Source organism: Brevibacterium yomogidense (genome assembly GCF_016107685.1).
Classification (GTDB): domain Bacteria; phylum Actinomycetota; class Actinomycetes; order Actinomycetales; family Brevibacteriaceae; genus Brevibacterium; species Brevibacterium yomogidense.
This window is the reverse complement of sequence record NZ_JABASY010000002.1, coordinates 314,066-337,535: the sequence shown is the minus strand read 5'-3', so window position 1 is coordinate 337,535 and position 23,470 is coordinate 314,066. Positions and strand designations below refer to the sequence as shown.

Here is a 23,470-nt window from a genome sequence, read left to right as displayed (position 1 = left end):
GCAATTGACCCTCATCAGGCCGTGCTTCATCAGGCCGGCGGACGCAGAAAGCCCCGCTCCCTGCGATGATTCGCACGAAGCGGGGCTTCTCTTCCGGTGGAGGTAAGGGGATTCGAACCCCTGACCTTCTCCATGCCATGGAGACGCGCTACCAACTGCGCCATACCCCCGGAGGTCACCGTCCGTTCCCGGACGACTCGATACATAGTAGGCGGCCCCGGACGCGAAAGCAAAACGCGTGGCTGAGCGCCTGTGGACCTGCTTCTCCTAGACTATCCGTATGTCGTTCCCTCCCTCTCTGAGGCTTCTTCCCGACGTCGACTTCCCCTGGCCGCCCCCTGCACGCACGGTCATTGATTCGATGACGGACAGGGGCAGGGCGACAGACACGGACACGGTGACGAACATCGCAGAGGAGGCGGCAGAGGAACCTCGTCGTGCGTCCTCACTGCCGGAACCAGCGGTGTGGGTCTACCCGGCCCGCACCTCGGGGGCTTCCCGGCCGCGCCCCGTCGTCCTCGTCCACGGCTTCCGGGGCGATCATCACGGTCTCGCCCTCATCGCCCACGACCTGCGCGACCGCGACGTCTGGGTGCCGGACCTGCCCGGCTTCGGCGCGGTGTCCCCACCGGACGACGGGCTCGACCTGTCCACGTTCACCGCATACATCCGCGCGGTGTGCGCCGCGTGCGAAGCCGCGACGGGACAGCGCCCCCTGCTGGTGGGGCACAGTTTCGGGTCGGTCCTCGCCGCCCACACGTACGCGCAGACGACGGACATCAGCCCGGGACTGGGCCTCCTGTCCCCCATCGTCCAGCCACCGCTCGAGGGGTCGGCCCGGACGCTCACACAGCTCACGCGCCTGTACTACGCCGCAGGGGCGTCGCTGCCGGAGAGGCTGGGCACCGCACTGCTGGCACATCCCGTCATCGTGCGCGCCATGAGCGAGGTCATGGCGACGTCCCCCGACCGGGTCACCCGCCGCTTCATCCACGATCAGCATGCTCGCTACTTCTCCGGGTACGCGGACCGTCGCTCGCTCGCCCAGGCCTACCGGGTCTCGATCACCCACACCGTCGCCGAGGCCGCAGCCGGCCTCGCTACGACCGGGCGCCCCCTGCTCGTGGTCGCCGGGGACGACGACCTCATCGCACCCATCGGTGCGGCACAGTCGTTCGTCGACTCCCTGCGGCGTGTGGGGGCTTCCGTGGAGGATCACACGCTCACCGGGGTGGGGCACCTGCTCCACTACGAGCGCCCCGCAGCCGTCGCCCAGGCGATCGAGGGGTTCGCACGCAGGATGGACGACTCAGGTCGTGCCGATGGGGCAGAGGACTCTGGGCGTACCAGCACGGTCGACGACTAGTCGGACGGGCCGGCAGGGAGAACGATCAGGCGGTCGGGTCGCCGCGTCCGGCTGAGTCGTCCATGGTTCCGTCACCGGGTCCTGATTCCACTCCGGGTCTTGGTTCCGATCCGGGGTCCGAGCCCACTCCGGCATCTGGTTCCACTCCGGGGTCCGCGTCCTCGTCGGAATCCGAGTCCTCCCGGGGGTCCTCCCCCTGGGCGTGGGCCAGACGGTTGGGCCGTGTGTACCGGTGCACAGGGGAACCGGAGAGGACCGTCGAGCGCGACAGGGTGTTCGACGCGATCGAACTCACGATGATGAGCGCGAAGAACCCGACGATCGCGATGAGCAGCCGATAGACGGAGAACCCCTCGTGCTGGAGCGTATACGTGTAGCAGCCCACCAGCACCAGCGGCATCCCCATCCCCGTCGCCGGGGAGAACACGTTGATGCGGGACAGCGCGTCCTTCGCACGGAACATCGCGAGCGCGCTCACGAGCAGGAGTGTCGCACCGCCCAGCACACAGGCGGCGATGAAGACGTCGACGACGGTGTTCCCCATCAGCGGTACCCCCTTGTGAGGATGCGCGACAGCGCGATGGTGGCGAGGATGCCCAGCAGCGACGACAGGAAGATGACGTCGAGCATGATCGACAGATCGGTGAGCATCGCGATCATCGTGAGGATCCCCACCGCGGAGAAGTACACGAGGTCGCCGATGATCGCCCGCGACCCCAGGTCCTTCGCGGACGCGACGCGCATGAGCGCCACGGCGATGGCCAGCGTGAAGATCCCGATGGCGATCCAGAAGACGAGGGTCATGCCGATCCTCCCCTCTGGTCGTCGGTGTTCAGATCGTCGGTGGTCTGGTCGTCGGTGGTCTGGTCGTCGGTGGTCTGGTCGCGTGTGTCCGGATCCGTGCCCGGGGCACCGGGTCCATCGGTGCCGGCCTGTGCGGTCTTCTGCACTTCCGCGACGGGCCGCGGTGCCCGGCCGCGCATCGCGGTGAGCAGGCGCGTCTCCATGTCGTAGAGGCCGTCCATGGCGTCCTCCTCGGAATCGGCGAACAGCGCGTGGACGAACAGCGACGGCGGTTCGGCAGCGCCGTCGCTCGCGGCCACAGCGACGACGAGCGTGCCGGGGGTGATCGTGATCGACGAGGCGAACATCGTGATCTCGAGATCCGTCGTGCAGCGCAGCGGCAGCTGAACGATCATGGGGCGGCTGTACCCGCGCGCATTGACGAGACCCCCGATGGTGTCGATCGTCCCACTGACGATCTCCTTCCCGATCCACAGGAAGTAGCCGATGAGTCGCAGCGGATTAACCATGGCCGAGCACCGCCCTGATGTAGTCGCCGTGGGACAGCAGCCCGTCCGCGGACCTCTGCGTCACCTCGATGAGTGGCTGAGGTGCCACGAAGAGGAGCACGGACAGGCCGATGAGGATCGCGCCGGGGGTCAGCAGGCGCGTGGGGATCCGCACGTCGGTGGGCAGACTCATGGACGGAGATCTGCCGGTGAGCGGCGAATCAGGATGGTAGCTGGTGGGGGCATCGCCCCAGAAGACGGCCCGCCACAGACGGATGAGCGCGAACAGGCTCAGCACCGAACCGACGACGATCGCTGCGATGAGCACCCAGCCCAGCACGGACGTGTCGTCGCCCTCCGTCGGGGCCGCAGCACCGACGACGAGGCCCACCTTGCCCCAGAGGCCCGAGGTCGGGGGCAGCCCCACGAGGGAGAACAGTCCCAGCACGACGAGCACCGCGGTCGGCTTCTCCCGCGCCGCGAGACCGGACAGCTTGCGGTAGAGGCCGCTGCCGTACACCTGTTCGACGGCACCGAACACCAGCAGCAGGCCCGCCATCGTGAGGATGTGGTGCACCGTGTAGAAGATGCCCGCCTGGAGTGCGGTGGAGGTGAGCAGCACGACCCCCACGAGGATGTGGCCCACACCGGACGTCATCTGGACCGCGAGGGTGTCGCGCACTCGCTTCTCCGCCATGCCGGACAGCGAACCGATGAGGATCGACGCCACCGCGATGACCGCGAGCGCCCACGTCCACGCAGGTGGCTCACCGAAGATCGTGCCGAAGATCCGGAAGATCGCGTAGATCGCGACCTTGCTGTGGAGCGCGGAGAAGAGGCCCATCATGCCGGCGGAGGTGTTGGGGTAGGAGCGGACCAGCCACGTGTGTGCAGGTGCCGCGCCCGCCTTGATGAGGAAGGCGACCACGACGAGGCCGAGTGCGAGCTGGGCCGATTCGTCGATGACCTCCATGTTCGCGAGGGTGGCGATGTTCACCGTGCCCGTCGTCGCGTACACGAAGCCCACACCGATGAGCAGGAGTGTCGAGGTGAGCAGGTTGACGATGACGAACATGCGCCCGACGGCCAGTCTGCGCCACGTGCCGGTGACGGCGATGAGCGCGTACGACGGCAGCACCATGACCTCGACGAAGACGAACATGTTGAAGAGGTCGCCGGTGAGGATCGCGCCGTACACGCCCGTGAGCATCATGAGGATGAGTGCGGGCACGAACCGGTACTGGTCTTCCCCTGTGGCGATGAGGAACCATCCGCACATCACGGCGGCGATGCTCGTCACCAGCAGCAGGAGGGCTGCGAAGGTGTCGGACACGAACGGGATTGCCAGGCCGTTGAGGTACCCGCCCACCGAATGGGCCAGCACCGGGTGATCCTGGTGGACGACGAGCAGCCCGACAGCGGAGGCCCCGACGAACACGGGGACCCCGATCAGGAGGCCCCGGTCGAACGTCCGAGACTTGATGAGCGTACTGAGAGCAGCAGCTCCGAGCGGCACGGCGATGAGGAGCAGGAGGAGTGCCGAATCGATCGGTGCTCCGACGGGAGTCTGTTCCATCAGCGCTCCTCCCCTGTCTCCGGCAGCCTGTACTGGTCGTCGTCGTGACCGAAGACCGCGGTCGACAGCATGAAGATCGTCACGGCGAGTGTGATGACGATCGCGGTGAGCACGAACGCCTGCGGGAGCGGGTCGGCGGCGAGCGACACATCGGTGCGGCCGTCGATGGGCTCACCGCGCCACGCGGAGACCCCCGACGCGAGCAGCATGAAGTTCGCCGCGTGGGAGATCATCGTCATCCCGAACACGGCACGGACCATCGACCGCTGCAGGGTGAGGTACACGCCTCCGGTCACGAGGACCGCCACGGTGACTGCGAGGATCATGATCCGTCCTCCTCTGACTCACGGCCGCGGGACATCGACGCGGTGCGCGCACCGACGCGCTGCTTCCTGATGCGCCCGCTCCTGTTCCACCACGGGGGACGCTCGCCCCGCACGGACTCCATGGGGCCGGTCATCTCGCCGTAGACCATCTCGTCGACACGTTCACGGGTGCTCTCCGGCGTCACGTCCACGACGTCGCGCAGCATCTGCCCGTCGACCAGCACATCATTGCCCGCCGGGGTGAACGCGGAGTCCGAGGTGCCCAGGAGGTTGAAGCTGATGAGCATGAGACCCAGCACCGCCAGGTACACGCCCACGTCGAACAGCATCGACGTCGTGAAGTGCTGGCCCAGGAACTGCCCGTGGAGGGGTTCGAGGAACGATCCGGCCGCCATGAGCCCCACGGCACCCGTCAGCACCGCGGTCAAGACGCCGCCGCCGATCAGCCCGACAGGCGCCTGCGGTGGACCGATCGCACGGTCTGTCGTCGTCGACATGTAGAGGAGGCCGATCACCGCGGAGCCGATGAGCGCGGCGATGAACCCGCCGCCCGGTTCGTTGTGTCCGCGCCAGAAGACGATCGCGGACGTGATCGCGAGGATCGGGATGAGGCGACGCACCGTCAGCTGGATCGGGATGACGTTCGGCCAGGACACGAAGACCGCGCGCTGCGACGAGGCGTGGCCGAGCTTCACGTACGGGGTGCGCGGCACTTCGGGAACGTCCTCGGCCGGCGGATCGATGTAGCGATCGCGCACCGACGACATGACCGCGACGATCGCGATGCCTGCCATGCCGAGCACGGTGAGCTCACCGAGCGTGTCCAGCGCACGGAATTCAACGAGGATCGTGTTGACGATGTTCGATCCGCCGGAGATCTCCGGCGCCTGCTCGAGGTAGTACATCGCGAGGTCCGACCGTTCACGACGTCCTGCGAGCGCCCACGTCGCGGTGCCCATGGAGACGCCGATCACGAGCGCGAAGGCGCCGCGCTTGAGCTGGAACCGGCGCGGGTACTTCCAGAACGTGCGCGGCAGCTTCTGGAGCACGAGCATCATGATGATGATCGTCATCGCCTCGACGAGCAGCTGGGTGAGGGTGACGTCGGGTGCGCCCAGGGACATGATCTGGACGGTGGCGAGGATGCCGACCGCGGACAGGGCGACGATCGCAGTCATCCGCGACCGTGCGAAGCAGGCGACGAGCACCGCGAGGGTGATCAGAGCCAGCAGCACCGCGTCGATGGGTCGGTTGAGGCCCTCCTGCGGCTGTGGCAGGCCCGGTCCCTCCACGATCGCACCGACCCCACCCAGGATGACGAGGGCGAGCATCGCCAGCCCGGGGACCACATGGCGCGCCGCGCGCACGGGCGTCGTGAAGTCCATGAGCGCGCGGGCGGGGCGGATGAGGCCCTGCTCGATCGCGGAGATGACGTCTGCACCGTCGAACGGGAGGACCGCGCGGTCGAAGAAGCGCCAGACGCCGGCGCGCGCAACGATGATGACGATGCCCAGCGCGAGGATCGCGAAGGTCGCGACCAGCTCCGGGGTGACGCCGTGCCACAGTGCGAGATGCGGTGCGGGTTCGGTGCCCGGCAGCGCGGCGGTGACAGCAGGGACGACGAGCCGTTCGAGCTGCGGCAGCATGAACGCGAGCGGGACGGAGGCGAGGATCGGCAGCGCGGCGAAGACGAGCATGACCGGCGACTGGGGGCCCAGCTGGGGGGCTTCGCCATGCGGCCCATCGTTACCCGTCCGATCCTCGTCCCGCAGCGCGGGTCCGTCGACGAACGCACCGAACACCAGCTTCGCGCAGTAGGCGAACGTGAGGACGGAACCCGCGGCGCCGGCGACGAGGGCCGCCCAGCCCGCCCACGCTCCACCCGGGGAATCGAGCAGACCGGTGAACACCGATTCCTTCGAGACGAATCCCAGCAGTGGTGGGATGCCGGCCATCGACGCGCAGCCCAGTACCGTCACCGCGAATGACACGGGCGCGCGGCCGATGAGCCGTGGGATGCGGCCGACGTCGCGGATGTGCGCGAGGTGGTCGACGACCCCCACCATCATGAAGAGGCCGGATTTGAAGAGTGCATGCGCGATGACGTGGAGGACCGCGGCTATCATCGCCGCTTCCGTTCCCACACCGATCGCGGCGGTGATCAGCCCCAGCTGGCTGACCGTCGAATACGCCATGAGCTTCTTGATGTCCGTCTGGGTGAGAGCGAACCACCCGCCGATCGCGGTCGTGACGAGTCCCGCGACGATGAGGAGCCCGTTCCAGGCCGGCACAGCGCTGAAGGCGGGGCTGAAGCGGATGAGGAGGAAGACGCCCGCCTTCACGACGGCGGCGGCGTGCAGGTAGGCGCTCACGGGTGTCGCTGCGGCCATCGCGTCCGGCAGCCACGAGTGGAACGGGAACTGCGCCGACTTCGTCATGGCGGACACGGCGACGAGCACCGCGATCGTCGACACGAGCGCGGGGTTCGCACCGTCCCACGCCGGCGAGGTGAGCGCCTCACTGATGCGCGCGGTGCCGGTGACGACCACGATGCCCGCGATCGCGGTGAGCAGAGTGAGCCCACCCAGGAAGGTGAGGAGGAGAGTGCGCATCGACGGGGCCTCGGCGGTGGTGCCGGACCGTGCGATGAGCAGGAAGGAGGCGAGGCTGGTCGCCTCCCAGCACAGGAAGAGGACGAACAGGTCGTCGGTGAGGACCAGCCCGGTCATCGCGAGGGTGAACGTGGCCATGAGCCAGTAGAAGCTCAGCTGCCGTCCGCGCTCCAGGTAGCCGACGGAGTACGCGAGCACCACCGCTCCGATGAGCAGCGCGATGAGGGTGAAGACGACTCCGATCCCGTCCGCCCGGAATGCGAGCTCCACATCCAGCCCGGGGATCCACGACATCGTCCACTCCAGCGGCGACCCAGCGACGGCGGCGGTGACGGCGGGCAGGAACGACACGGTGGCGAGCAGATAGCCGCCGGCCAGCACCCAGCCGGACCGGTGGCCCAGCAACGAGGTGACGACGGGGGTGAGGATGACGAGAGCGGTGAGCACACCGATGGTGAGCACAATGGGCACGCGGGTTCCCCTCCGGTCGTCTTCAGCTCCTCTGCGAATGAGCGCCTGGCCCGAAGTTCGAAGGAGTATGAGCTCCCTCACTGTACAGAGCGTGTGCGTCACCGGGCAAAATCAGAAGAGCCCCCAAGCGGCGGCTACGCTGGGTGGTCATGAGGCTCCTGTTCGACGCCCGCTACACGCGCTGGCCGCGGCACGATGGCATCTCGCGGTACGGCGCCGGGCTGCTGGGCGGCCTGGCGCGGATCTCTGCGCAGGACCCCGCGATCACCGTCGAAGCGCTGGTCCACGACGACCGCCAGATTCCCCCGCTGCCCGACGTTCTCACCCATCATGTGACGTCACCCACGTCCCCGGCGGAGCCCCTGCTCGCGCGTCAGGTGAACCGGCTGTCACCGGACGTGGTGTTCTCCCCCATGCAGACGATGGGATCGTGGGGCCGCGACTACCGACTCATCCTCACGCTGCACGACCTCATCTACTACACCCACCCGACTCCCCCGCACGACCTGCCGCTTCCCATCCGCGGACTGTGGCGGGCGTTCCACACCGCGTACTGGCCGCAGAGGCTGCTGCTGGACCGCGCGGATGCTGTGGCGACGGTCTCGCACACGACCGCCGGGCTGATCCGTGCCCACGCCCTCACGAAGCAACCCGTATCCGTCATCCCGAACGCCGCGGACCCGGTGGACCCGGTCCCGCAGCGGGCGAGCGGGCACGATGCCCGCACCCTCGTGTACATGGGTGCGTTTCTGCCCTACAAGAACGCCGAGGCGCTGGTCCGGTCCCTCGCATGGCTCCCCGGCTACACCCTCCACATGGCATCCGGGATCACACCGGCACGCGAGGCCGCACTGCGGGCTCTCGCCCCCGACCACGGGCGCCTCGTCTTCCATCGCGGGATCAGCGACGAGGAGTACGCAGCATTGCTGGACCGCGCCACCGCGCTCGTGACTGCGTCCCGTGCGGAGGGGTACGGACTGCCCGTCGTCGAAGCGCTCTCCCGTGGTGTGCCGGTCGTCGTGACGGACATGCCGATCTTCCGGGAGATCGCGGGACCGGAGGAGGGCCCGGCGCTCTTCGCCGACCCGGACGATCCACAGGATTTCGCCCGGGCGGTCAGGCTCCTCGAGGACCCGGTGCGCTGGAAGCGGGCCTCAGCAGCGGCACCCGCACGTGCCGCGCAGCATTCGTGGGACGAGTCCGCGCTGCGGCTGCTCGAGCTCGCGCGTGAACTCACCGGTTCCTGAGATCACTCACCGAGGCGTGAGGCCATTCACCCAGACGTGACGTCAGGATGCGGAGACGACGGTGGCGTCCGTGTCGGGACGTGCCAGGGCGACCGATTCCGCGCCGCCGCCCCAGGCGCGCAGCACCCAGCCGGTGCGGCCGGGGCTCAGCCGCGCGTAGGTGCAGTTCGTCAGCACACCCAGGCGGCCTCGGCCGTCGGCCATGTCGAGGAGCATCTCCGTCGCACTGCGGATGACAGCGCCGTGCGCGACGACGACGAGGTCCTCGTCCTCCGGCGCCTCGTCGACAAGGCGGTTGATCGCCTCGAACACGCGTGTGGCGGACTCGTTGCGGCTCTCACCGCCGGGCGGACGCATATCGGTGCCGGCGAGCCACGCGTCGAGTTCCTCAGGCCACTTCTCCGCGACCTCGTCGCGGGTGTAGCCCTCCCAGTCCCCCACGCTGATCTCACGCAGGGAAGCGTCGTGGGCGACCGGCACTCCGGTGGCCTCCGACAGCGCCTGCGCCGTCTGTGCGGCCCGACGGAGGTCCGAGGACACGATCCGTGAGATCGACGCGGAACCCGCCAGGTGCAGGGCGACGGCCCGCGCCTGTTCGAGCCCCAGCTCGTCGAGGGGCACGTCGACCTGCCCCTGGAAGCGACCTTCTGCGTTGTAGGAGGTGCGCCCGTGGCGCAGCAGTGTGAGTGATCGCACCACTGTCAGTTCCCCTCCGTCTCACTGCCTGCGGATGTGTTCCCCGCCGCCGCGACGGCTTGGGACACGTCGACGACCGGGCAGTCCTTCCACAGCCGTTCGAGCGCGTAGAACTCACGGTCCTCGTCGATGAAGACGTGCACGACGATGTCGGCGTAGTCGAGCAGGACCCAGCGACCGCCGCTCTTGCCCTCCCTGCGGACGGGCTTCGCGTCCCGTGTCGTGAGGAGGTGCTCCTCGATCCTGTCGACGATCGAGAGGACCTGGCGTTCACTGGGTGCGGAGGCGACGACGAAGATGTCGGTGATGACGAGCTGGCTGCTCACGTCCAGGGCGACGATGTTCGTTCCCAGCGCCTCGGATGCGGCGAATGCGGCCGACTGCGCCAGTGTGACTGCTTCAGGAGTGGCTGACACGGGGTCCTTCCGGTGGTGGCATGGGCTCTAGAGGAGCAGGAGGAGGGCGATGACGACGAGTGCGAGTGCGACGAAGCCCGCCGCACCCAGGACGATGTAGGGGACCATCGAATTTCGTTCGGCCACGAGGATCGTCCCGTCCTCGTGGGTGACCGACCGTGCGCTCATGGGCTTCGCCGGCGGTTCGTCGAGTTCGTCGGAGTCCTCTTCCTCCTCGTCTGCGAGACCCGCGTGCGTCCACGGGTCGGTGGCAGGTGCAGGAGACGTGGAGGGACCGGCGGCGTGCGGGCCGGTGCTGAACGTCCCCGTTCCGAGCGCTCCGGAACTCAGCGCGGAGTCGTCGATCGCGGACAGCGGGGTCGTCGGAGGGTTCTCCGCGAGGTCTTCGGGGGTGACGATGGGCAGGGCACCGGTCACCACGCGGATGTTCGCACCCGTGGGCGGCTTCACCACGGGGCTGCGCCGGCGCAGCGGGGCATCGAAGTCTCCCAGCGCCGACGGTGTGATGACCGCGGTCGAGCTGGTCTCGAAGTCCGGGCCCGTCGGGTAGGCGTCGACGCGTCGGCTTGCGAGATCGTACGACGGAGAACCGTCGGCGGCTTCCGCCTGGTCGTGCGCACCACCCTGGTCGTGGGCGGCTGTCTGATCGTGAGTGGCTGCCTGATCGTGAGTGCCACCTCCGATGTCGGGGGTCGCAACCGGGTCCTGGCCCCAGGCGCCGTCGGTCGCACCGGTGGTGACGGGTGACGCCGCGTGTACGGCTCCAGTGCTCTCGGACGTGCTGAAGACCTGCTGGAAGCCGGAGCCCCCGCTGCTGGGTTCCGACAGGGCATCCCAGCCGGACACGTCCGGGACTGCGGAGGGGCCGGACTCGACCTGGCCGGCCGGCTCGTCCGTCGCCGAGGTGCCGGTCCAGTCCGCCGCTTCGTCCCCCACCGCTTCGTCCCCCGACGGTGCGCCCGCGGACGCGTCCTCGGTCAGGGCATCACCCGCGGGTGCTTCGTTCGTGGGTGCTTCGTCCGGCCCGGTGCGGATCTCGCCGCCGTCTGCGTCGCGCTGCGCCAGCACGACGGGGATCGCAGCGGTGGAGATATCTGCGGGAAGACCGTGCTCCCGCAGGAATCGCTTCCGCTCACTGCGTGAGGTGAAGAGCGGCACATCCTGTTCCGCGGCCGGGGACGACGGCTGACCCGCGGTCGGTGACGACGGCGCGGAGGGCGCTGAGGGAGGCGCAGAGGGAACCGGCGGGATGCCGGAGCCCGCGTCGGTCACCGGGGGCAGCAGCGACGACTGGTCAGATCCCGCCTCCGTGGACGGGCCGGGCGCCGACTGCGCGGGAGCGGACTGCTCGGGAGCGGGCTGTGCAGAGGCTGCCGCGTCAGGGCGCGGCGGCACGGGAGAGGAACCGGAGCTGCTGGGGAACAGCGAGCCCGTGTGGTTCGGTGCCCCTGCGAGGGCGGCCCCGCCCGTGTTCTCCTCGTCATCTGATCCCGATGCGTGCTGAGCGTCGTAGGCTGCGTCGGCAGCAAGTCGTTCCGCTTCGCGGCGCTCCCGTCGCGTCATGAACTTCTCAGCCAATGTCACTCCTGTACAGATTGTGCTTAGCGATGTACTGGACGACTCCGTCAGGGACGAGGTACCACACGGGCAGGCCCCTCTCCGCGCGCTGTCGGCAGTCCGTCGACGAGATCGTGAGCGCCGGGATCTGCAGCAGGCTGAGTCGCCCGGTCGGCAACCCGTCTCCGGTCAGATCGTGACCCGGACGAGACACCCCCACGAAGTGAGCCAAGGAGAAGAGCTCGTCCACGTCCTTCCACGACAGGATCTGCGCGAGCGCATCCGCGCCCGTGATGAAGAACAGGTCCGCATCCTCACCGTACACCTCACGCAGGTCGCGCAGGGTGTCGATCGTGTACGTGCGCCCAGGCCGATCGATGTCGACCCGCGAGACCGTGAAGCGGGGATTCGACGCCGTGGCGATGACCGTCATGAGGTACCTGTCCTCGGCAGCGGTCACGCGCTGCTCTTCCTTCTGCCACGGCCGACCCGTGGGCACGAACACCACTTCGTCCAGTTCGAACGTCGCCGCAGCCTCACTGGCTGCGACGAGGTGGCCGTGGTGGACGGGGTCGAATGTTCCGCCCATCACACCGATGCGGCGGGGCGGTACGTCGACGTGAACGGGATTCACTCGCTGAGGACTATGCGGTCGCGGGGAGGTCGTCCGTCAGTGCCTGTGCGAGATGCCGTTCCAGGAGAGCGTGACAACGCCCAGGAACATGAGGATGGAGAAGGTGATGAGGCCGAAACCGATGGGAGGGATCGGCAGGTCGTAAACGACGTGGGGCGTCTCTGCAACGGCGGCCAGAATGGAAGTCGTCATGGTCTTCGTCCTTCGTGTCGATGCCAGCTTCGGGCTGTTCGGGAATAGTGTCTCATGTCGGATCGGCGAATGCAGAAGCGGCCCGCCGTTCCACAGCAGGGGTTGTCGCTCAGTCGCGCGTCTGCCCGCTGCCGCGCATGACCCACTTGGTGGTGGTGAGCGCTTCGAGCCCCATCGGCCCGCGTGCATGCAGCTTCTGGGTCGAGATGCCGACCTCCGCTCCGAGACCCAGCTGTCCGCCGTCCGTGAACCGGGTGGAGACATTCACCCCCACCGCTGCCGCATCGACCGCCTGCACGAACGTCTCCGCGTTCGCCAGATCGTTCGTGACGATGACCTCCGTGTGGCCTGACGAGTACGCGTGGATGTGGTCGATGGCTTCGTCGACGGACGAGACGAGTTTCACAGCGAGCTCCAGGCCGAGGTACTCCTTCGCCCAGTCCCGTCGGGTCACGCGTCGGATCTTCATGCCTTCTGGAGCGAACTCCTCCACCGCCTTGTCAGCCCTGACCACGACACCCGCCCCGTTGAGCGCGGCGAGCACCTTGGGCAGCACGCGCTTGGCGGCCTTCTCGTGCACGAGGAGGTTCTCCAGCGCGTTGCACACGCTGGGCCTGTGGGTCTTCGAGTTGAGGACGAGGTCCGTCGCCATGCGCACGGGGGCGTTCGAATCGATGAACATGTGGACGTTGCCCACACCCGTCTCGATGACCGGGACCAGGGATTCGTGGACGACCTTCGAGATGAGTTCCGCACCGCCGCGCGGGATGAGCAGGTCGACGTAGTCGCGTGCCTGCATGAGCACCGTCGTGCCGTCGCGTCCGAACTCGTCGATGCCTGTGACGGTGTCCTCGGGCAGGCCCACCGATTCCACGGCCGTGCGGATGAGTTCGATGAGGAGGGTGTTCGACGAACGAGCGGCCGAGCCGCCCCGCAGGACCACGGCATTGCCCGATTTGAGGGCGAGGCTCGCGATGTCGACCGTCACATTGGGGCGCGCTTCGTAGATCGCTCCCACGACGCCCACCGGGACGCGTTCCTGACTGACCCTCATGCCGTTCGGCATCGTCTGGCCGTGGATGATGGTGCCCACAGGATCCGGCAGGCCGATCACCTCGCGGACGGCTCCCGCGATGTCGTGGACGCGCTCCTCCGAGAGCGTGAGCCGATCGATGAGAGGGCCCTCGGTGCCTCGCTTCCGTGCGGTCTCGATGTCTTCCGCGTTGGCGGCGAGGATGTCTCCGACGTTCGCTTCGAGCGCGTCGCCGATCGCGGCGAGTGCAATGTTCTTCTGCTGCGTGGACGCCTGAGCGACACCGCTCGATGCTTCCTTCGCCGCCGCCACGATCCGAGTGACCCCGCGAACCACACGAGGGCTTAAGTCAGTCGTCATTGTTCCCCTTGTTCGAAGACCGCGTCCGTGAGCACCATGTCGTTACGGTGAATGACCTCTCTACGGTAGTCCGCCCCCAGTGTGTTCCCCAACTCTTCGGACGATTTTCCGATCATCGCAGGAAGCTCGTCCTCCGCGAAGTTCACGATCCCGCGGGCGACGAGCACGCCGTCCGGGCCACGCACATCGACGGGATCACCGGCGTCGAATCCGCCGTCGGCGCTGATGACACCGACTGCCAGGAGGGAGCGCCCGCGTTCGGACACCGCGCGTGCAGCCCCCGCGTCCACGTGGATCGTCCCGTGCTTCTGGGCGAGGTGGGCGATCCACAGAAGACGGGTGGGGCGCCTGCGGTGCGTGACGGCGAAGGCGGTGCCGACAGAGCCGCCGGCGACGGCCTCGGCGACGTTGTCCGCAGATGTGAGGATCGAGGCGATCCCGGAGTCGGCGGCCATCGTCGCGGCCTGCACCTTCGTCACCATGCCGCCCGTCCCGGTACCCGCAGCGCCCGTCCCGCCGATGCTCAGATCACTCAGGTGCTGGGGCCCGGACACGAACGGAACACGCGAGCTCCCCGGCGTCCCGGGGGGTGCGGTGAAGAGCGCCTCGACGTCGGAGAGCAGGACGACCGCTTCCGCGTGGATGAGGTGGGCGACGAGCGCCGACAGCCGGTCGTTGTCGCCGAACCGCACGCCGTGGGACACGACGGCGTCGTTCTCGTTCACGATGGGGAAGATGCCCAGGGACAGCATTCGTTCGACGGCGCGCTGCGCGTTGCGGTACTTCGCTCGATGGATGAGGTCGTCGGCGGTGAGCAAGACCTGAGCGGGCACGAGACTGTGCTCGCTCAGCGCCTGCGTGTAGGCGGCCATGAGCAGACTCTGCCCTACACCCGCAGCGGCCTGCTTGGTCGCCTGGTCCTTGGGCCTGCGGGAGATCCCCATCGGGTCCAGACCCGCTGCGACCGCGCCGGATGACACCAGCACCACCTCCCGTCCGGCAGCGCGCTGCGCGCCCAGGACGTGAGCGATGCGCCGCAGGCGGTCGTGGTCCAGTCCCTCCTGAACCGTCGTGAGGGACGATGAGCCGATCTTGACGACGATGCGCTTCGCGTCACGCACCTGAGCACGGGTCTGTGCCTCCGTCTTCACGACAGGTCGTCCTCGCCACCGTCCTGGGCGTCACGGGAGGCGTCCCGCGCCGCACGCGCGCTCTGCTCCTGAGCAGCGCGCTCCGCGAGGCGCTCCTCCTCGAACTCCGCCCGCGTGGCGGCCTTCGCGTCCATGCGGTCGTGGAAGGCCTCCTTCCGCTCGCGGCGGGTGGCACGCGTGTGGTCTTCGAGGCGGGCGTCCTGCCCGCGATTGCCCAGCAGCTCCGCACCGGCCATCATCGTCGGGTCCCAGTCGAAGACGACGCCATCGTCGGGGCCCACCACGACGGTGGCACCCGGGATGGCTCCCGCGCGGAACAGCTCCTTCTCGATGCCCAGACGCTCCAGCCGGTCGCTGAGGTACCCCACCGCTTCGTCGTTCGAGAAGTCGGTCTGCAGGATCCAGCGTTCCGGCTTCTCCCCCAGGATCCGGTAGATCGTCTCGTCCCCCGCATGTTCGACGACCACGCGGAACCCCGCATCATCGACGGCCCGGGGGCGCAGGACGATGCGCTCCGGCTCGTCCGGCTCCTCCTCGCGACGGGCGCGCTCCGCCTCGACGAGACCCGCCATCGCGAACGACAGTTCACGCAGGCCCTCATGGGAGACGGCGGAGATCTCGAACACCCTGTAGCCCGCAGCTTCGAGCTCAGGCCGCACCAGGTCGGCCATCTCACGACTATCCGTGACATCCATCTTGTTGAGGGCGACCAGCGTGGGACGCTCGTCCAGTGGCAGCAGATCACCGCCGTGAGTGATGTCGACCGCGTAGTCCGCGAGCTCCGCCTCCAGCGCCTTGAGGTCGCTCACCGGGTCGCGATCCGGTTCCCACGTGGCCAGGTCGATCACGTGGACGAGCCCCGCGCATCGCTCGACGTGCCGCAGGAACTCGAGGCCCAGCCCCTTGCCCTCCGCTGCGCCCGGGATGAGACCGGGAACGTCAGCGACGGTGAAGCGAGTGCCTCCGGCCTCCACGACGCCCAGATTGGGGACGAGGGTCGTGAACGGGTAGTCCGCGATCTTGGGGCGGGCAGCGGACATCGCGGCGATGAGGCTCGACTTGCCGGCGGAGGGGAACCCGACGAGCGCGATGTCCGCGACCGTCTTGAGCTCCAGCACGAGGTCGCGCTGCTCCCCCGGGATACCGAGGAGCGCGAAGCCCGGCGCCTTCCGCTTGGTGGACGCGAGCGCGGCATTGCCGAGGCCGCCGCGGCCTCCCGCGGCCGCGATGAAGCGCGTCCCCGGGATCACGAGGTCGGCGAGGATCTCGCCGTCACGCGTCTTCACGACGGTGCCCTCCGGCACCGGGAGGACGAGGTCTCCGCCGTCCGGTCCGTGCCGCAGGTCGCCCTTGCCAAGACCGCCGTGAGTCGCCCGGCGATGCGGGGATCGGTGGTACGGCAGCAGCGTGGTGGTCTGCGAGTCGACCTCGAGGACGATATCACCGCCATCGCCGCCGTTGGCTCCGTCGGGTCCGCCCAGGGGCTTGAACTTCTCCCGCCGGATGGAGACGCAGCCGTTGCCGCCGTCGCCCCCCGCGATGTGCAGCGTGACGCGATCGATGAACTCAGTGGCCATGGTCTCCTCGCAAGGATGGAAGGGGTGTCGAACTGCGGAGCGGGGTGGGGCGGGAACGCGGTGTGGCGGGATCGTGCCGGTGAGGCGCGGTCCCGCGGCGGACGGATCCGGGGAACCTGCTCACCATCGATCTTACGATGGTGAGCAACTGCGGGAACGCCTGAGCGGGGCGAGTCACGATCGACTCGCCCCGCTCACGCAGGATTCCGCAGGGTGTACGGACTCAGACTTCGTGGATGCTGACGACCTTGCGGCCGCCCTTCGCTCCGAACTGAACCGTGCCCGCAGCCAGTGCGAACAGCGTGTCGTCCTTGCCGCGGCCCACGTTGTCACCCGGGTGGAACGGGGTGCCGCGCTGGCGGACGAGGATCTCGCCTGCGCTGACGGTCTGGCCGCCGAAGCGCTTCACGCCGAGGCGCTGCGCGTTCGAGTCGCGGCCGTTCTTGGTGGAGCTTGCGCCCTTCTTGGTTGCCATTGGCTTCTCTCCTTCAGGTGTCGCAGTCGCTCAGGCGATGCCGGTGATCTTGAGGCGGGTGAGGTCCTGGCGGTGGCCCTGACGCTTCTTGTAGCCCGTCTTGTTCTTGTACTTCTGGATGACGATCTTGGGACCGCGGAGCTCGTTCTGCACCTCTGCGGAGACCGTGATCTTCGACAGTGCATCAGCATCCGTGGTGACGGTGTCGCCGTCCACGTGGAGGACTGCGGGGAGTTCGACGGTGTCGCCGGCCTCCGCCTTGATCCGATTGACCGTGATGACGTCGCCGACGCTGACCTTTTCCTGGTGGCCGCCGGCGCGGACGATGGCGTAGACCATGTGCGTACCTCTCGCTTCACTCCTGCGCGCAGTCGTGCACCGCGCGTCTTCTCCCTGTACCGGGCGACCCCTCCTTGGCTTCTCCGTGACCGGCGCGAACCGGATGACCACGGAAGGCCCATTACGAGGTGGGATCTGCCCTCGGTGCCCAGGGCACCGACGAGCAACTTTAGCGCACTGCGAGGAGGCTGGTCAAAGCGCTGAGGCGCTCACTCAGGCGCGCCGGATCCGGCCGCACCGCTCACGCGGGACTCGCCTGCGATCCGCTCGTGGTGCCGGATGACTTCCGCCACGATGAACGAGAGGAAGGTCTCCGCGAATTCGGGGTCGAGGTGGGCGTCCGCCGCGAGCGCCCGCAGGCGCTCCACCTGGCGCGCTTCTCGCGCCGGGTCCGCCGCGGGAAGCGCGTGGTCCGCCTTGAGTCGCCCCACACGCTCGGTGAGCTTGAAGCGCTCGGCCAGGACGTGGATGAGGACAGCGTCGAGGTTGTCGATGCTGCCCCGCAGCGATTCGAGCTCTGCGGGGATGTCGGGCATGCCGCCTCCTGGGTCCACGGTGTCGTCGGGCAGGCGTCGCCGGTTCGACGCCTGGATACGACACCCCACGATACAGCGCTGTGCGCCCCGGCGGCGGCCGGGGCGCACAGCGCTTCCTATCCGTATGTCATCCGGTCCGGCCACTCATGAGGAGCAGTCCCGAACCGTGCTGTCCGTGTCAGGCGTTGCCCTGCTCCTCCCGGATGCGGGCGAGGTGCGCGTCGTCGGCCGCGCCCAGCTCGTGGAGCTTGCCCGACTTGCGGTCGGCCAGGTACTCCTGCATCTCCCTCTTCACGACGGGCATGAGGAGGTAGAGACCCAGGATGTTGACGAAGGCGCAGCAGAACAGTGCGGCGTCCGCGAAGTCGACGATCGTACCGAACGACGCCATGCAGCCGATGATGATGAAGGCCAGCAGGATGGCACGGAAGATGTTGTCCGATGTGCGGCCACGGCCGAACAGGTAGTGCCACGCCTTGAGGCCGTAGTAGCCCCACGTGATGAGCGTGGAGATCGCGAACAGCATGACCGCGACCGCCAGCAGGATCGGCCACCAGCCGGTGATCGTGCTGAAGGCTTCTGAGATGAGGAGCACGCCGTCAGGCGAGCTGCCGGTCTCCACGTACTCTGCCATCGCGTCCTCGAAGACCATGCCCCCGCCGATGACGACGGTGAGCGCCGACATGAGGCAGACGACGACCGTGTCGAGGAACGGCTCGAGGAGTGCGACGAAGCCCTCCGACACCGGCCGACGCGTCTTGACGGCCGCGTGCGCGATGGGTGCAGAGCCGATGCCGGCCTCGTTGGAGAACGCCGCGCGCTGGAAGCCGACGAACATGACACCGAAGAAGCCACCGGTGATGCCGTCGGGGCTGAATGCGCCGGTGAAGATCGCATTGAGAGCAGGCATGATCTGGTCTGCGTTGCCCAGGATGACGATGAGGCAGGACAGGACGTAGAAGATCGCCATGGCCGGCACGAGCTTCTCGGTCACCTTGCCGATCGACTTGATGCCGCCGATCAGGACGAGGCCGACGAGGAACGCGATGATGATGCCCATGATGAGGCCGCCGATCGGCCCGCCGAGGATGCCCTCCGCGCCACCGGTGACCTCACGGACCTGGACAGCCGTCTGGTTCGCCTGGAACATACCGCCGCCGGCCACACCGAACAGCAGGATAGCGATCGCGAAGAAACCGGTGAGGGCCGTGGAGACCGCCCGCGGGAACTTCTTGAAGGCGACGGGGAGGTACTTGAACGGCCCGCCGTTCACGATCCCGTCCTCGTCGATCTCGCGGTACTTCACTCCCAGCGTGCACTCGACGAACTTCGTGCACATCGCGAGCAGGCCTGCGACGACCATCCAGAAGGCGGCGCCCGGTCCGCCCATTGCCATCGCGGCGCCGACGCCGGCGATGTTGCCCATGCCGACGGTTGCCGCAGTGGCCGAGGTGAGCGCTTGGAAGTGGGTCACCTCACCCGGGTCGCTTGCGCTGGAGTACCGACCGGACACGACTTCCAGCGCGACCTTGAAGCCGCGGAACTGGATGAAGCCGAAGTAGATGGTGAAGGTGATGGCTGCGACGATGAGCCAGATGACGATGAGCGGGAAGGGGCCCGCCTTGAAGAAGACGATGTTGCCGAATACTGCGACGATCGGGTCCAGGACTCCGTTGACCGTGTCCTCGACCGTCTGGACGGCGCCCTGCCCCGCGGGTTGCGCGCTCAGGTATGCGCTCAATTGTGTGTTCATGATGACAGAGACTACAAGCAGGACATGACGTGGATCACACTCAGAAACATCGATTCCGGCAACTTTACGAGATTGTTACCTACAGGTTGCCTCCATTGAGCAGGTTCCTGCATGAATGCGTGCAAATACGTACTCCCGGGGCGCGGCAAACAGTGGTCTGCGGCGACTGCCGATCATGACGCGCACCAACCAGGACGCACCTGACCCAGGACGCAACCGCCCGGTCACCGCGTGAGCGGTGACCGGGCGGTTGGCGTGTGCCGTCGACGGGATGTGAGCCGTCTGGCACCCGTCCGAGGGACTGTCAGTCGTCCATGCCGAGCATGAGGATGGGGCCTGACGGCAGCGAGGGCTCTTCAGTGGGTTCCGCGGCGGTCTCCTTCGCAGCCTCCGCCTTCGAGTCCTCGGCCGTCGACTTCTCCGCCTTCGGCTCCTGCGCCTTCGACTCCTCTGCCGGTGGCGTCACCGGCTTCGCAGCGTCCGTCTTCGGCTTCGTCTGGATGCTCGTCGTCGTTTCGGCTCCGATCATGAGAGGCGCCGGCCCCGTGGGCTCCGGCGGCACGAGTGCCTCCCACGCCTCGGGCTCCTTCGCAGGTGCCTCGGCGTCCGTCTTCGCGGGCGCGTCGTCCACCGGCTTCGACGGCGTGTCATCCGCCGCTGTCACCGGCGACTCGGACTCGCTCCTCACGGGCGCCTCAGAGTCGCTCTTCGGGGACTCGTCCTGCGATGCGTTCCGCGAGCGACCGCCGCGACGTCGTGACCTGCGACCATCGGACGAGGACGAGTCACCACCGTCGCGCGACCCGGCACCGCTGTCCCGTGACGAACCGTCCTTGTCCCGTGACGCGCTGTCGCCGGAGGCACCGGACGGCTCCGTGGAAACCGCTGCCCCACTGTCCGATGAGTCGTCGTCGGTCTTCTTGAGCGTCGCCTTCGCGATCGCCGCGACGGCGGACCGCGACTGGTTGTGCTTCTCGTCGTCCACCGGGCTGCTCTGCTGCTTCGAGGACTCCCCCGCCGTGCTGCCGGAGTCACTGCCGCTGCGTGCGCGACGTCCACCGCGTGAGGAGTTCCGCTGAGAGCCGTTCGAGTCCTTCTCGTCCGTGCCGGGCAGCATGAGGCCGCGCCCTGACAGGTCCTCCCCCGCTGCGGCCAGCGATTCGGCGAGTCCCGTGCCGATCCGCTTGCGGGTCATCTGCACGAGGCCCAGCGAAGTGACCTCCGCGACCTGGTGCCGTGTCCGGTCCCGCGCGAGGCATTCGACGAGCCTGCGCGTCACGAGGTCCCGGTTCGACTCGAGGACCATGTCGATGAAGTCGACGACGATGATGCCGCCGATGTCTCGCAGACGCAGCTGGCGGATGACCTCCTCCGCCGCTTCCAGGTTGTTCTTCGTCACCGTCTCCTCGAGGTTGCCCCCGGACCCGGTGAACTTGCCGGTGTTCACGTCGACGACCGTCATCGCCTCCGTGCGGTCGATGACGAGCGAACCGCCCGAGGGGAGATTCACCTTGCGGTTCAGCGCCTTCTCCACCTGCTCGTTCACCCGGAAGTGGTCGAAGATGTCGGTGCCCGCGGCCCCGGAGTCAGCGGTCGACGTACCTTCCGCCCCGTAGCGGCTGACACGCTCCAGCAGGTCCGGTGCGACCGCCTCGACGTACTCGTGGATCGTGTCCCACGCACCCTCGCCGTCGATCACGAGGGATTCGAAGTCCTCGTTGAACACGTCGCGGATGATGCGGACGATCATGTCCGGCTCGCTGTAGAGCAGCCGGGGCGCGGAGGCCTTGGGCGCGGTCGACTTCTTCTCGATCGACTCCCACCGCTTCGACAGGCGGTCGACGTCCCGCCGCAGCTCGTCGTCGCTCGCGCCTTCGGACGCCGTGCGGACGATGACACCGGCCTTCTCCGGCAGGATCTCCTTGAGCAGCTTCTTCAGCCGCGCCCGCTCGTTGTCGGGCAGCTTTCGGCTGATCCCCGTCATCGAATTGCCGGGGATGTACACGAGGAAGCGGCCGGGCAGGGAGATCTGGCTGGTGAGCCGGGCCCCCTTGTGCCCCACCGGGTCCTTCGTCACCTGCACGAGGACCGGGTCGCCGGCGCTCAGCGCCTGCTCGATGCGATGCGGCTTGCCGCTCATGCCGAGCGCGTCCCAGTTCACCTCACCCGCGTACAGGACCGCGTTGCGTCCCTTGCCGATGTCGATGAAGGCAGCTTCCATGCTGGGCAGAACATTCTGCACGCGGCCCAGGTAGACGTTGCCGATGAGGGAGGCCTGCGCCTTGTGCTCGCTGAGGTAGTGCTCGACGGCGATGCCGTCCTCGAGCACGACCAGCTGCGTGCGGCCCTCCTGCTCGCGGACGAGCATGGTCCGTGACACGGATTCGCGGCGGGCGAGGAATTCCGCCTCGGTCAGCAGGGGGCGACGGCGACCGGCTTCGCGGCCCTCGCGGCGACGCTGACGCTTCGCTTCGAGTCGCGTCGAGCCCTTGATCGCGGTGACCTGGTCGTCTCCGGTCGATTCGCTGCCGGAGGAGGAGCCCCCGCCTTCACGACGCGAAGTGCGTCCCCGACGGCGGCGCCGACGACGCGACGACGCGGAGTCGTCGTCGGAATCGTCCTGGTCGTCATCCGACGAGGTGCGGTCGTCGCGGTTCGCCTCCACCGACGAACCGGAGGAGTCGCCGTCGCCCGAGGTGCCGGACTGACCCTGCCCCTCGTCGCCGGAGCCCCGGCGGCGGCGTCCGCGACGATTGCCGCGCCGGCCGCCGCCCGAGCCGTCGTCGTCCCCCGAACCCGAGGAGTCGTCGTCCGAGGTCGCAGTGCTGTCGGCACCGCCCTCCGCGTGCTCCGCCTCGTCGTGGTCCGGACCGGGCTGGGACCCGCGCGAGCGATCGTCGGACCCACGCGACCGGTCGTCGTCCGACCCGGAGTCCGAGGAGCGGTCGCGGCTGCGGGAGCGCCGTCCGCGGCCCCCGCGTCGACGGCGGGAACGTGACCGGCCGTCGTCGTCATCGCCGTCGTCGTCGCTGCCGCTCGAGCGGGCGTCGTCGGACGTCTCTTCGTCATCCCGGTCGTCGTCGGTGTCCGCATCGTGATCGTCATCGCCGTCATCATCGGAGAACCACTCGGAATCGACCGGCTGGGCGAGTTCCTCCTGCGGCGCCTGGAAGAGCAGCCCGCCGCCTGCCGGCGCCGGGAGGGGTGCGTAGGCGTCCGGTGTCGCCGCGCTGGAGTGGGAGAACGGGTTCCGCGGGTCCACGACAGGAGCCGATGGGGCACTCCCGCTGCCGGAGTCGTCCTGATCCGCGTCGTCCTCGTCGACGTCGACGGGGTCGGCATTCGTATTGCGCGCGTCCTCGGCGAACGGGGCGAAGAAGAGGCCGCGCTGCGTCCCGCGCGCCATGTCCACCCGGTCGTCGCCGTCCGCCCGGTCATCCCGGTTCACCTGTTCGTCCCGGCCCACCTGGTGGTCCCGGTCCACCCGGTCATCCCTGTGATCAGCGGCCGGCTCTCCTTCACGGAGCCGGGCAGCGGCCTCGGCGATGTCGTCGAGCGCCGACAGCTTGTCGGGATCGTCCTCGTGTCCACGGTCCGCGGCTTCGCGTGAAGCGCGCAGGGAGGCGAGGTCGGCGAGGATCCCTTCCGTCGGGTCCATCCCGTCGTCGTGTGATGTTGCCATGTGTCGAGTCTCCTGCCCACGATCGGAGCGCCACACCTGCGTCCCGACCGCGGTCGGTCGTCAGCGCCCGGCTCTCTGCGGCGGGCTTGGAAACCTGCGGTGCGTTGCGCCCGGCTCGCGCGGATGCGCGCGGCGGCCTGACACGTGCCGCTTCTGCTTGGCAGACCGGCTCGAGGGGT

21 protein-coding genes and 1 tRNA gene are annotated in these 23,470 nt (G+C 68.2%); 2 read left to right on the top strand and 20 right to left on the bottom strand.

Annotation, left to right across the window (positions count from 1 at the left end):
* Positions 1-97: 97 nt before the first annotated feature.
* A tRNA-Ala gene (locus JFC09_RS05870) sits at positions 98-170 on the bottom strand.
* 110 nt (positions 171-280) lie between these two features.
* On the opposite strand from JFC09_RS05870, the gene JFC09_RS05865 reads away from it, so the two are divergent.
* Positions 281-1,366 (top strand): alpha/beta fold hydrolase, encoded by a 1,086-nt coding sequence (locus JFC09_RS05865; protein WP_198393066.1) that lies wholly within the window; start codon positions 281-283, stop codon positions 1,364-1,366.
* A gap of 25 nt (positions 1,367-1,391) precedes the next feature.
* Here the strand turns inward: JFC09_RS05865 and JFC09_RS05860 are convergent, their stop codons facing one another.
* Genes JFC09_RS05860 through JFC09_RS05835 form a run of 6 tightly spaced genes read right to left on the bottom strand, consistent with a single transcriptional unit; the run spans position 1,392 to position 7,643 of the window.
* Positions 1,392-1,910 (bottom strand): cation:proton antiporter, encoded by a 519-nt coding sequence (locus JFC09_RS05860; RefSeq protein WP_198393065.1) that lies wholly within the window; start codon positions 1,908-1,910, stop codon positions 1,392-1,394.
* Positions 1,910-2,170, bottom strand: a complete 261-nt coding sequence (locus tag JFC09_RS05855; RefSeq protein ID WP_198393064.1) for a monovalent cation/H+ antiporter complex subunit F — start codon at positions 2,168-2,170, stop codon at positions 1,910-1,912. The genes JFC09_RS05860 and JFC09_RS05855 overlap by 1 nt, the downstream gene beginning before the upstream one ends.
* A complete protein-coding gene (locus tag JFC09_RS05850) occupies positions 2,167-2,679 on the bottom strand; it encodes a Na+/H+ antiporter subunit E (protein WP_198393063.1) in 513 nt (170 codons plus the stop codon). Before JFC09_RS05850 ends, JFC09_RS05855 begins: the two co-directional genes overlap by 4 nt.
* On the bottom strand, positions 2,672-4,234 hold the full coding sequence (locus JFC09_RS05845) for a monovalent cation/H+ antiporter subunit D family protein (RefSeq protein ID WP_232483207.1): 1,563 nt from the start codon (positions 4,232-4,234) through the stop codon (positions 2,672-2,674). The genes JFC09_RS05850 and JFC09_RS05845 overlap by 8 nt, the downstream gene beginning before the upstream one ends.
* Positions 4,234-4,560, bottom strand: a complete 327-nt coding sequence (locus tag JFC09_RS05840; RefSeq protein ID WP_198393062.1) for a sodium:proton antiporter — start codon at positions 4,558-4,560, stop codon at positions 4,234-4,236. The genes JFC09_RS05845 and JFC09_RS05840 overlap by 1 nt, the downstream gene beginning before the upstream one ends.
* Positions 4,557-7,643, bottom strand: coding sequence for a DUF4040 family protein (locus tag JFC09_RS05835; protein WP_332839666.1), 3,087 nt, complete (start codon positions 7,641-7,643; stop codon positions 4,557-4,559). The genes JFC09_RS05840 and JFC09_RS05835 overlap by 4 nt, the downstream gene beginning before the upstream one ends.
* A 149-nt stretch (positions 7,644-7,792) precedes the next feature.
* On the opposite strand from JFC09_RS05835, the gene JFC09_RS05830 reads away from it, so the two are divergent.
* Positions 7,793-8,890: a glycosyltransferase family 4 protein gene (locus JFC09_RS05830; protein WP_198393061.1), complete on the top strand. Its 1,098-nt coding sequence runs from the start codon at positions 7,793-7,795 to the stop codon at positions 8,888-8,890.
* Positions 8,891-8,932: 42 nt separating this feature from the next.
* Here the strand turns inward: JFC09_RS05830 and JFC09_RS05825 are convergent, their stop codons facing one another.
* The 13 genes from JFC09_RS05825 to JFC09_RS05765 form a co-directional block, all read right to left on the bottom strand.
* Positions 8,933-9,589 (bottom strand): histidine phosphatase family protein, encoded by a 657-nt coding sequence (locus JFC09_RS05825; RefSeq protein WP_332839665.1) that lies wholly within the window; start codon positions 9,587-9,589, stop codon positions 8,933-8,935.
* Between the two features lie 2 nt (positions 9,590-9,591).
* The gene (gene rsfS / locus JFC09_RS05820; protein ID WP_198393060.1) at positions 9,592-10,002 is read right to left on the bottom strand and encodes a ribosome silencing factor; all 411 of its coding nucleotides are present in this window, start codon (positions 10,000-10,002) and stop codon (positions 9,592-9,594) included.
* 27 nt (positions 10,003-10,029) lie between these two features.
* On the bottom strand, positions 10,030-11,580 hold the full coding sequence (locus tag JFC09_RS05815) for a hypothetical protein (protein WP_198393059.1): 1,551 nt from the start codon (positions 11,578-11,580) through the stop codon (positions 10,030-10,032).
* The gene (nadD, locus tag JFC09_RS05810; protein WP_332839664.1) at positions 11,573-12,193 is read right to left on the bottom strand and encodes a nicotinate-nucleotide adenylyltransferase; all 621 of its coding nucleotides are present in this window, start codon (positions 12,191-12,193) and stop codon (positions 11,573-11,575) included. Before nadD ends, JFC09_RS05815 begins: the two co-directional genes overlap by 8 nt.
* 36 nt (positions 12,194-12,229) lie before the next feature.
* The gene (locus tag JFC09_RS05805; protein ID WP_198393058.1) at positions 12,230-12,385 is read right to left on the bottom strand and encodes a hypothetical protein; all 156 of its coding nucleotides are present in this window, start codon (positions 12,383-12,385) and stop codon (positions 12,230-12,232) included.
* 109 nt (positions 12,386-12,494) lie between these two features.
* Entirely contained in the window at positions 12,495-13,778 is a 1,284-nt protein-coding gene (locus JFC09_RS05800; RefSeq protein WP_198393057.1) for a glutamate-5-semialdehyde dehydrogenase, read from the bottom strand.
* Positions 13,775-14,929 carry a glutamate 5-kinase gene (gene proB / locus JFC09_RS05795; RefSeq protein WP_198393056.1) on the bottom strand — a complete coding sequence of 385 codons (1,155 nt, stop codon included), beginning with the start codon at positions 14,927-14,929 and terminating at the stop codon, positions 13,775-13,777. The genes JFC09_RS05800 and proB overlap by 4 nt, the downstream gene beginning before the upstream one ends.
* Positions 14,926-16,506: a GTPase ObgE gene (obgE, locus tag JFC09_RS05790; RefSeq protein WP_198393055.1), complete on the bottom strand. Its 1,581-nt coding sequence runs from the start codon at positions 16,504-16,506 to the stop codon at positions 14,926-14,928. Before obgE ends, proB begins: the two co-directional genes overlap by 4 nt.
* A gap of 223 nt (positions 16,507-16,729) precedes the next feature.
* The gene (rpmA, locus tag JFC09_RS05785; protein WP_198393054.1) at positions 16,730-16,981 is read right to left on the bottom strand and encodes a 50S ribosomal protein L27; all 252 of its coding nucleotides are present in this window, start codon (positions 16,979-16,981) and stop codon (positions 16,730-16,732) included.
* Between the two features lie 30 nt (positions 16,982-17,011).
* Positions 17,012-17,320, bottom strand: coding sequence for a 50S ribosomal protein L21 (gene rplU, locus JFC09_RS05780; RefSeq protein WP_198393053.1), 309 nt, complete (start codon positions 17,318-17,320; stop codon positions 17,012-17,014).
* A 209-nt stretch (positions 17,321-17,529) separates the two neighbouring features.
* Positions 17,530-17,856 carry a chorismate mutase gene (locus tag JFC09_RS05775; RefSeq protein ID WP_198393052.1) on the bottom strand — a complete coding sequence of 109 codons (327 nt, stop codon included), beginning with the start codon at positions 17,854-17,856 and terminating at the stop codon, positions 17,530-17,532.
* 178 nt (positions 17,857-18,034) lie between these two features.
* A complete protein-coding gene (locus tag JFC09_RS05770; protein ID WP_198393051.1) occupies positions 18,035-19,609 on the bottom strand; it encodes an alanine/glycine:cation symporter family protein in 1,575 nt (524 codons plus the stop codon).
* Positions 19,610-19,913: 304 nt separating this feature from the next.
* Complete coding sequence (locus JFC09_RS05765) at positions 19,914-23,291, bottom strand: Rne/Rng family ribonuclease (RefSeq protein WP_232483206.1); 3,378 nt, start codon at positions 23,289-23,291, stop codon at positions 19,914-19,916.
* Positions 23,292-23,470: the final 179 nt, after the last annotated feature.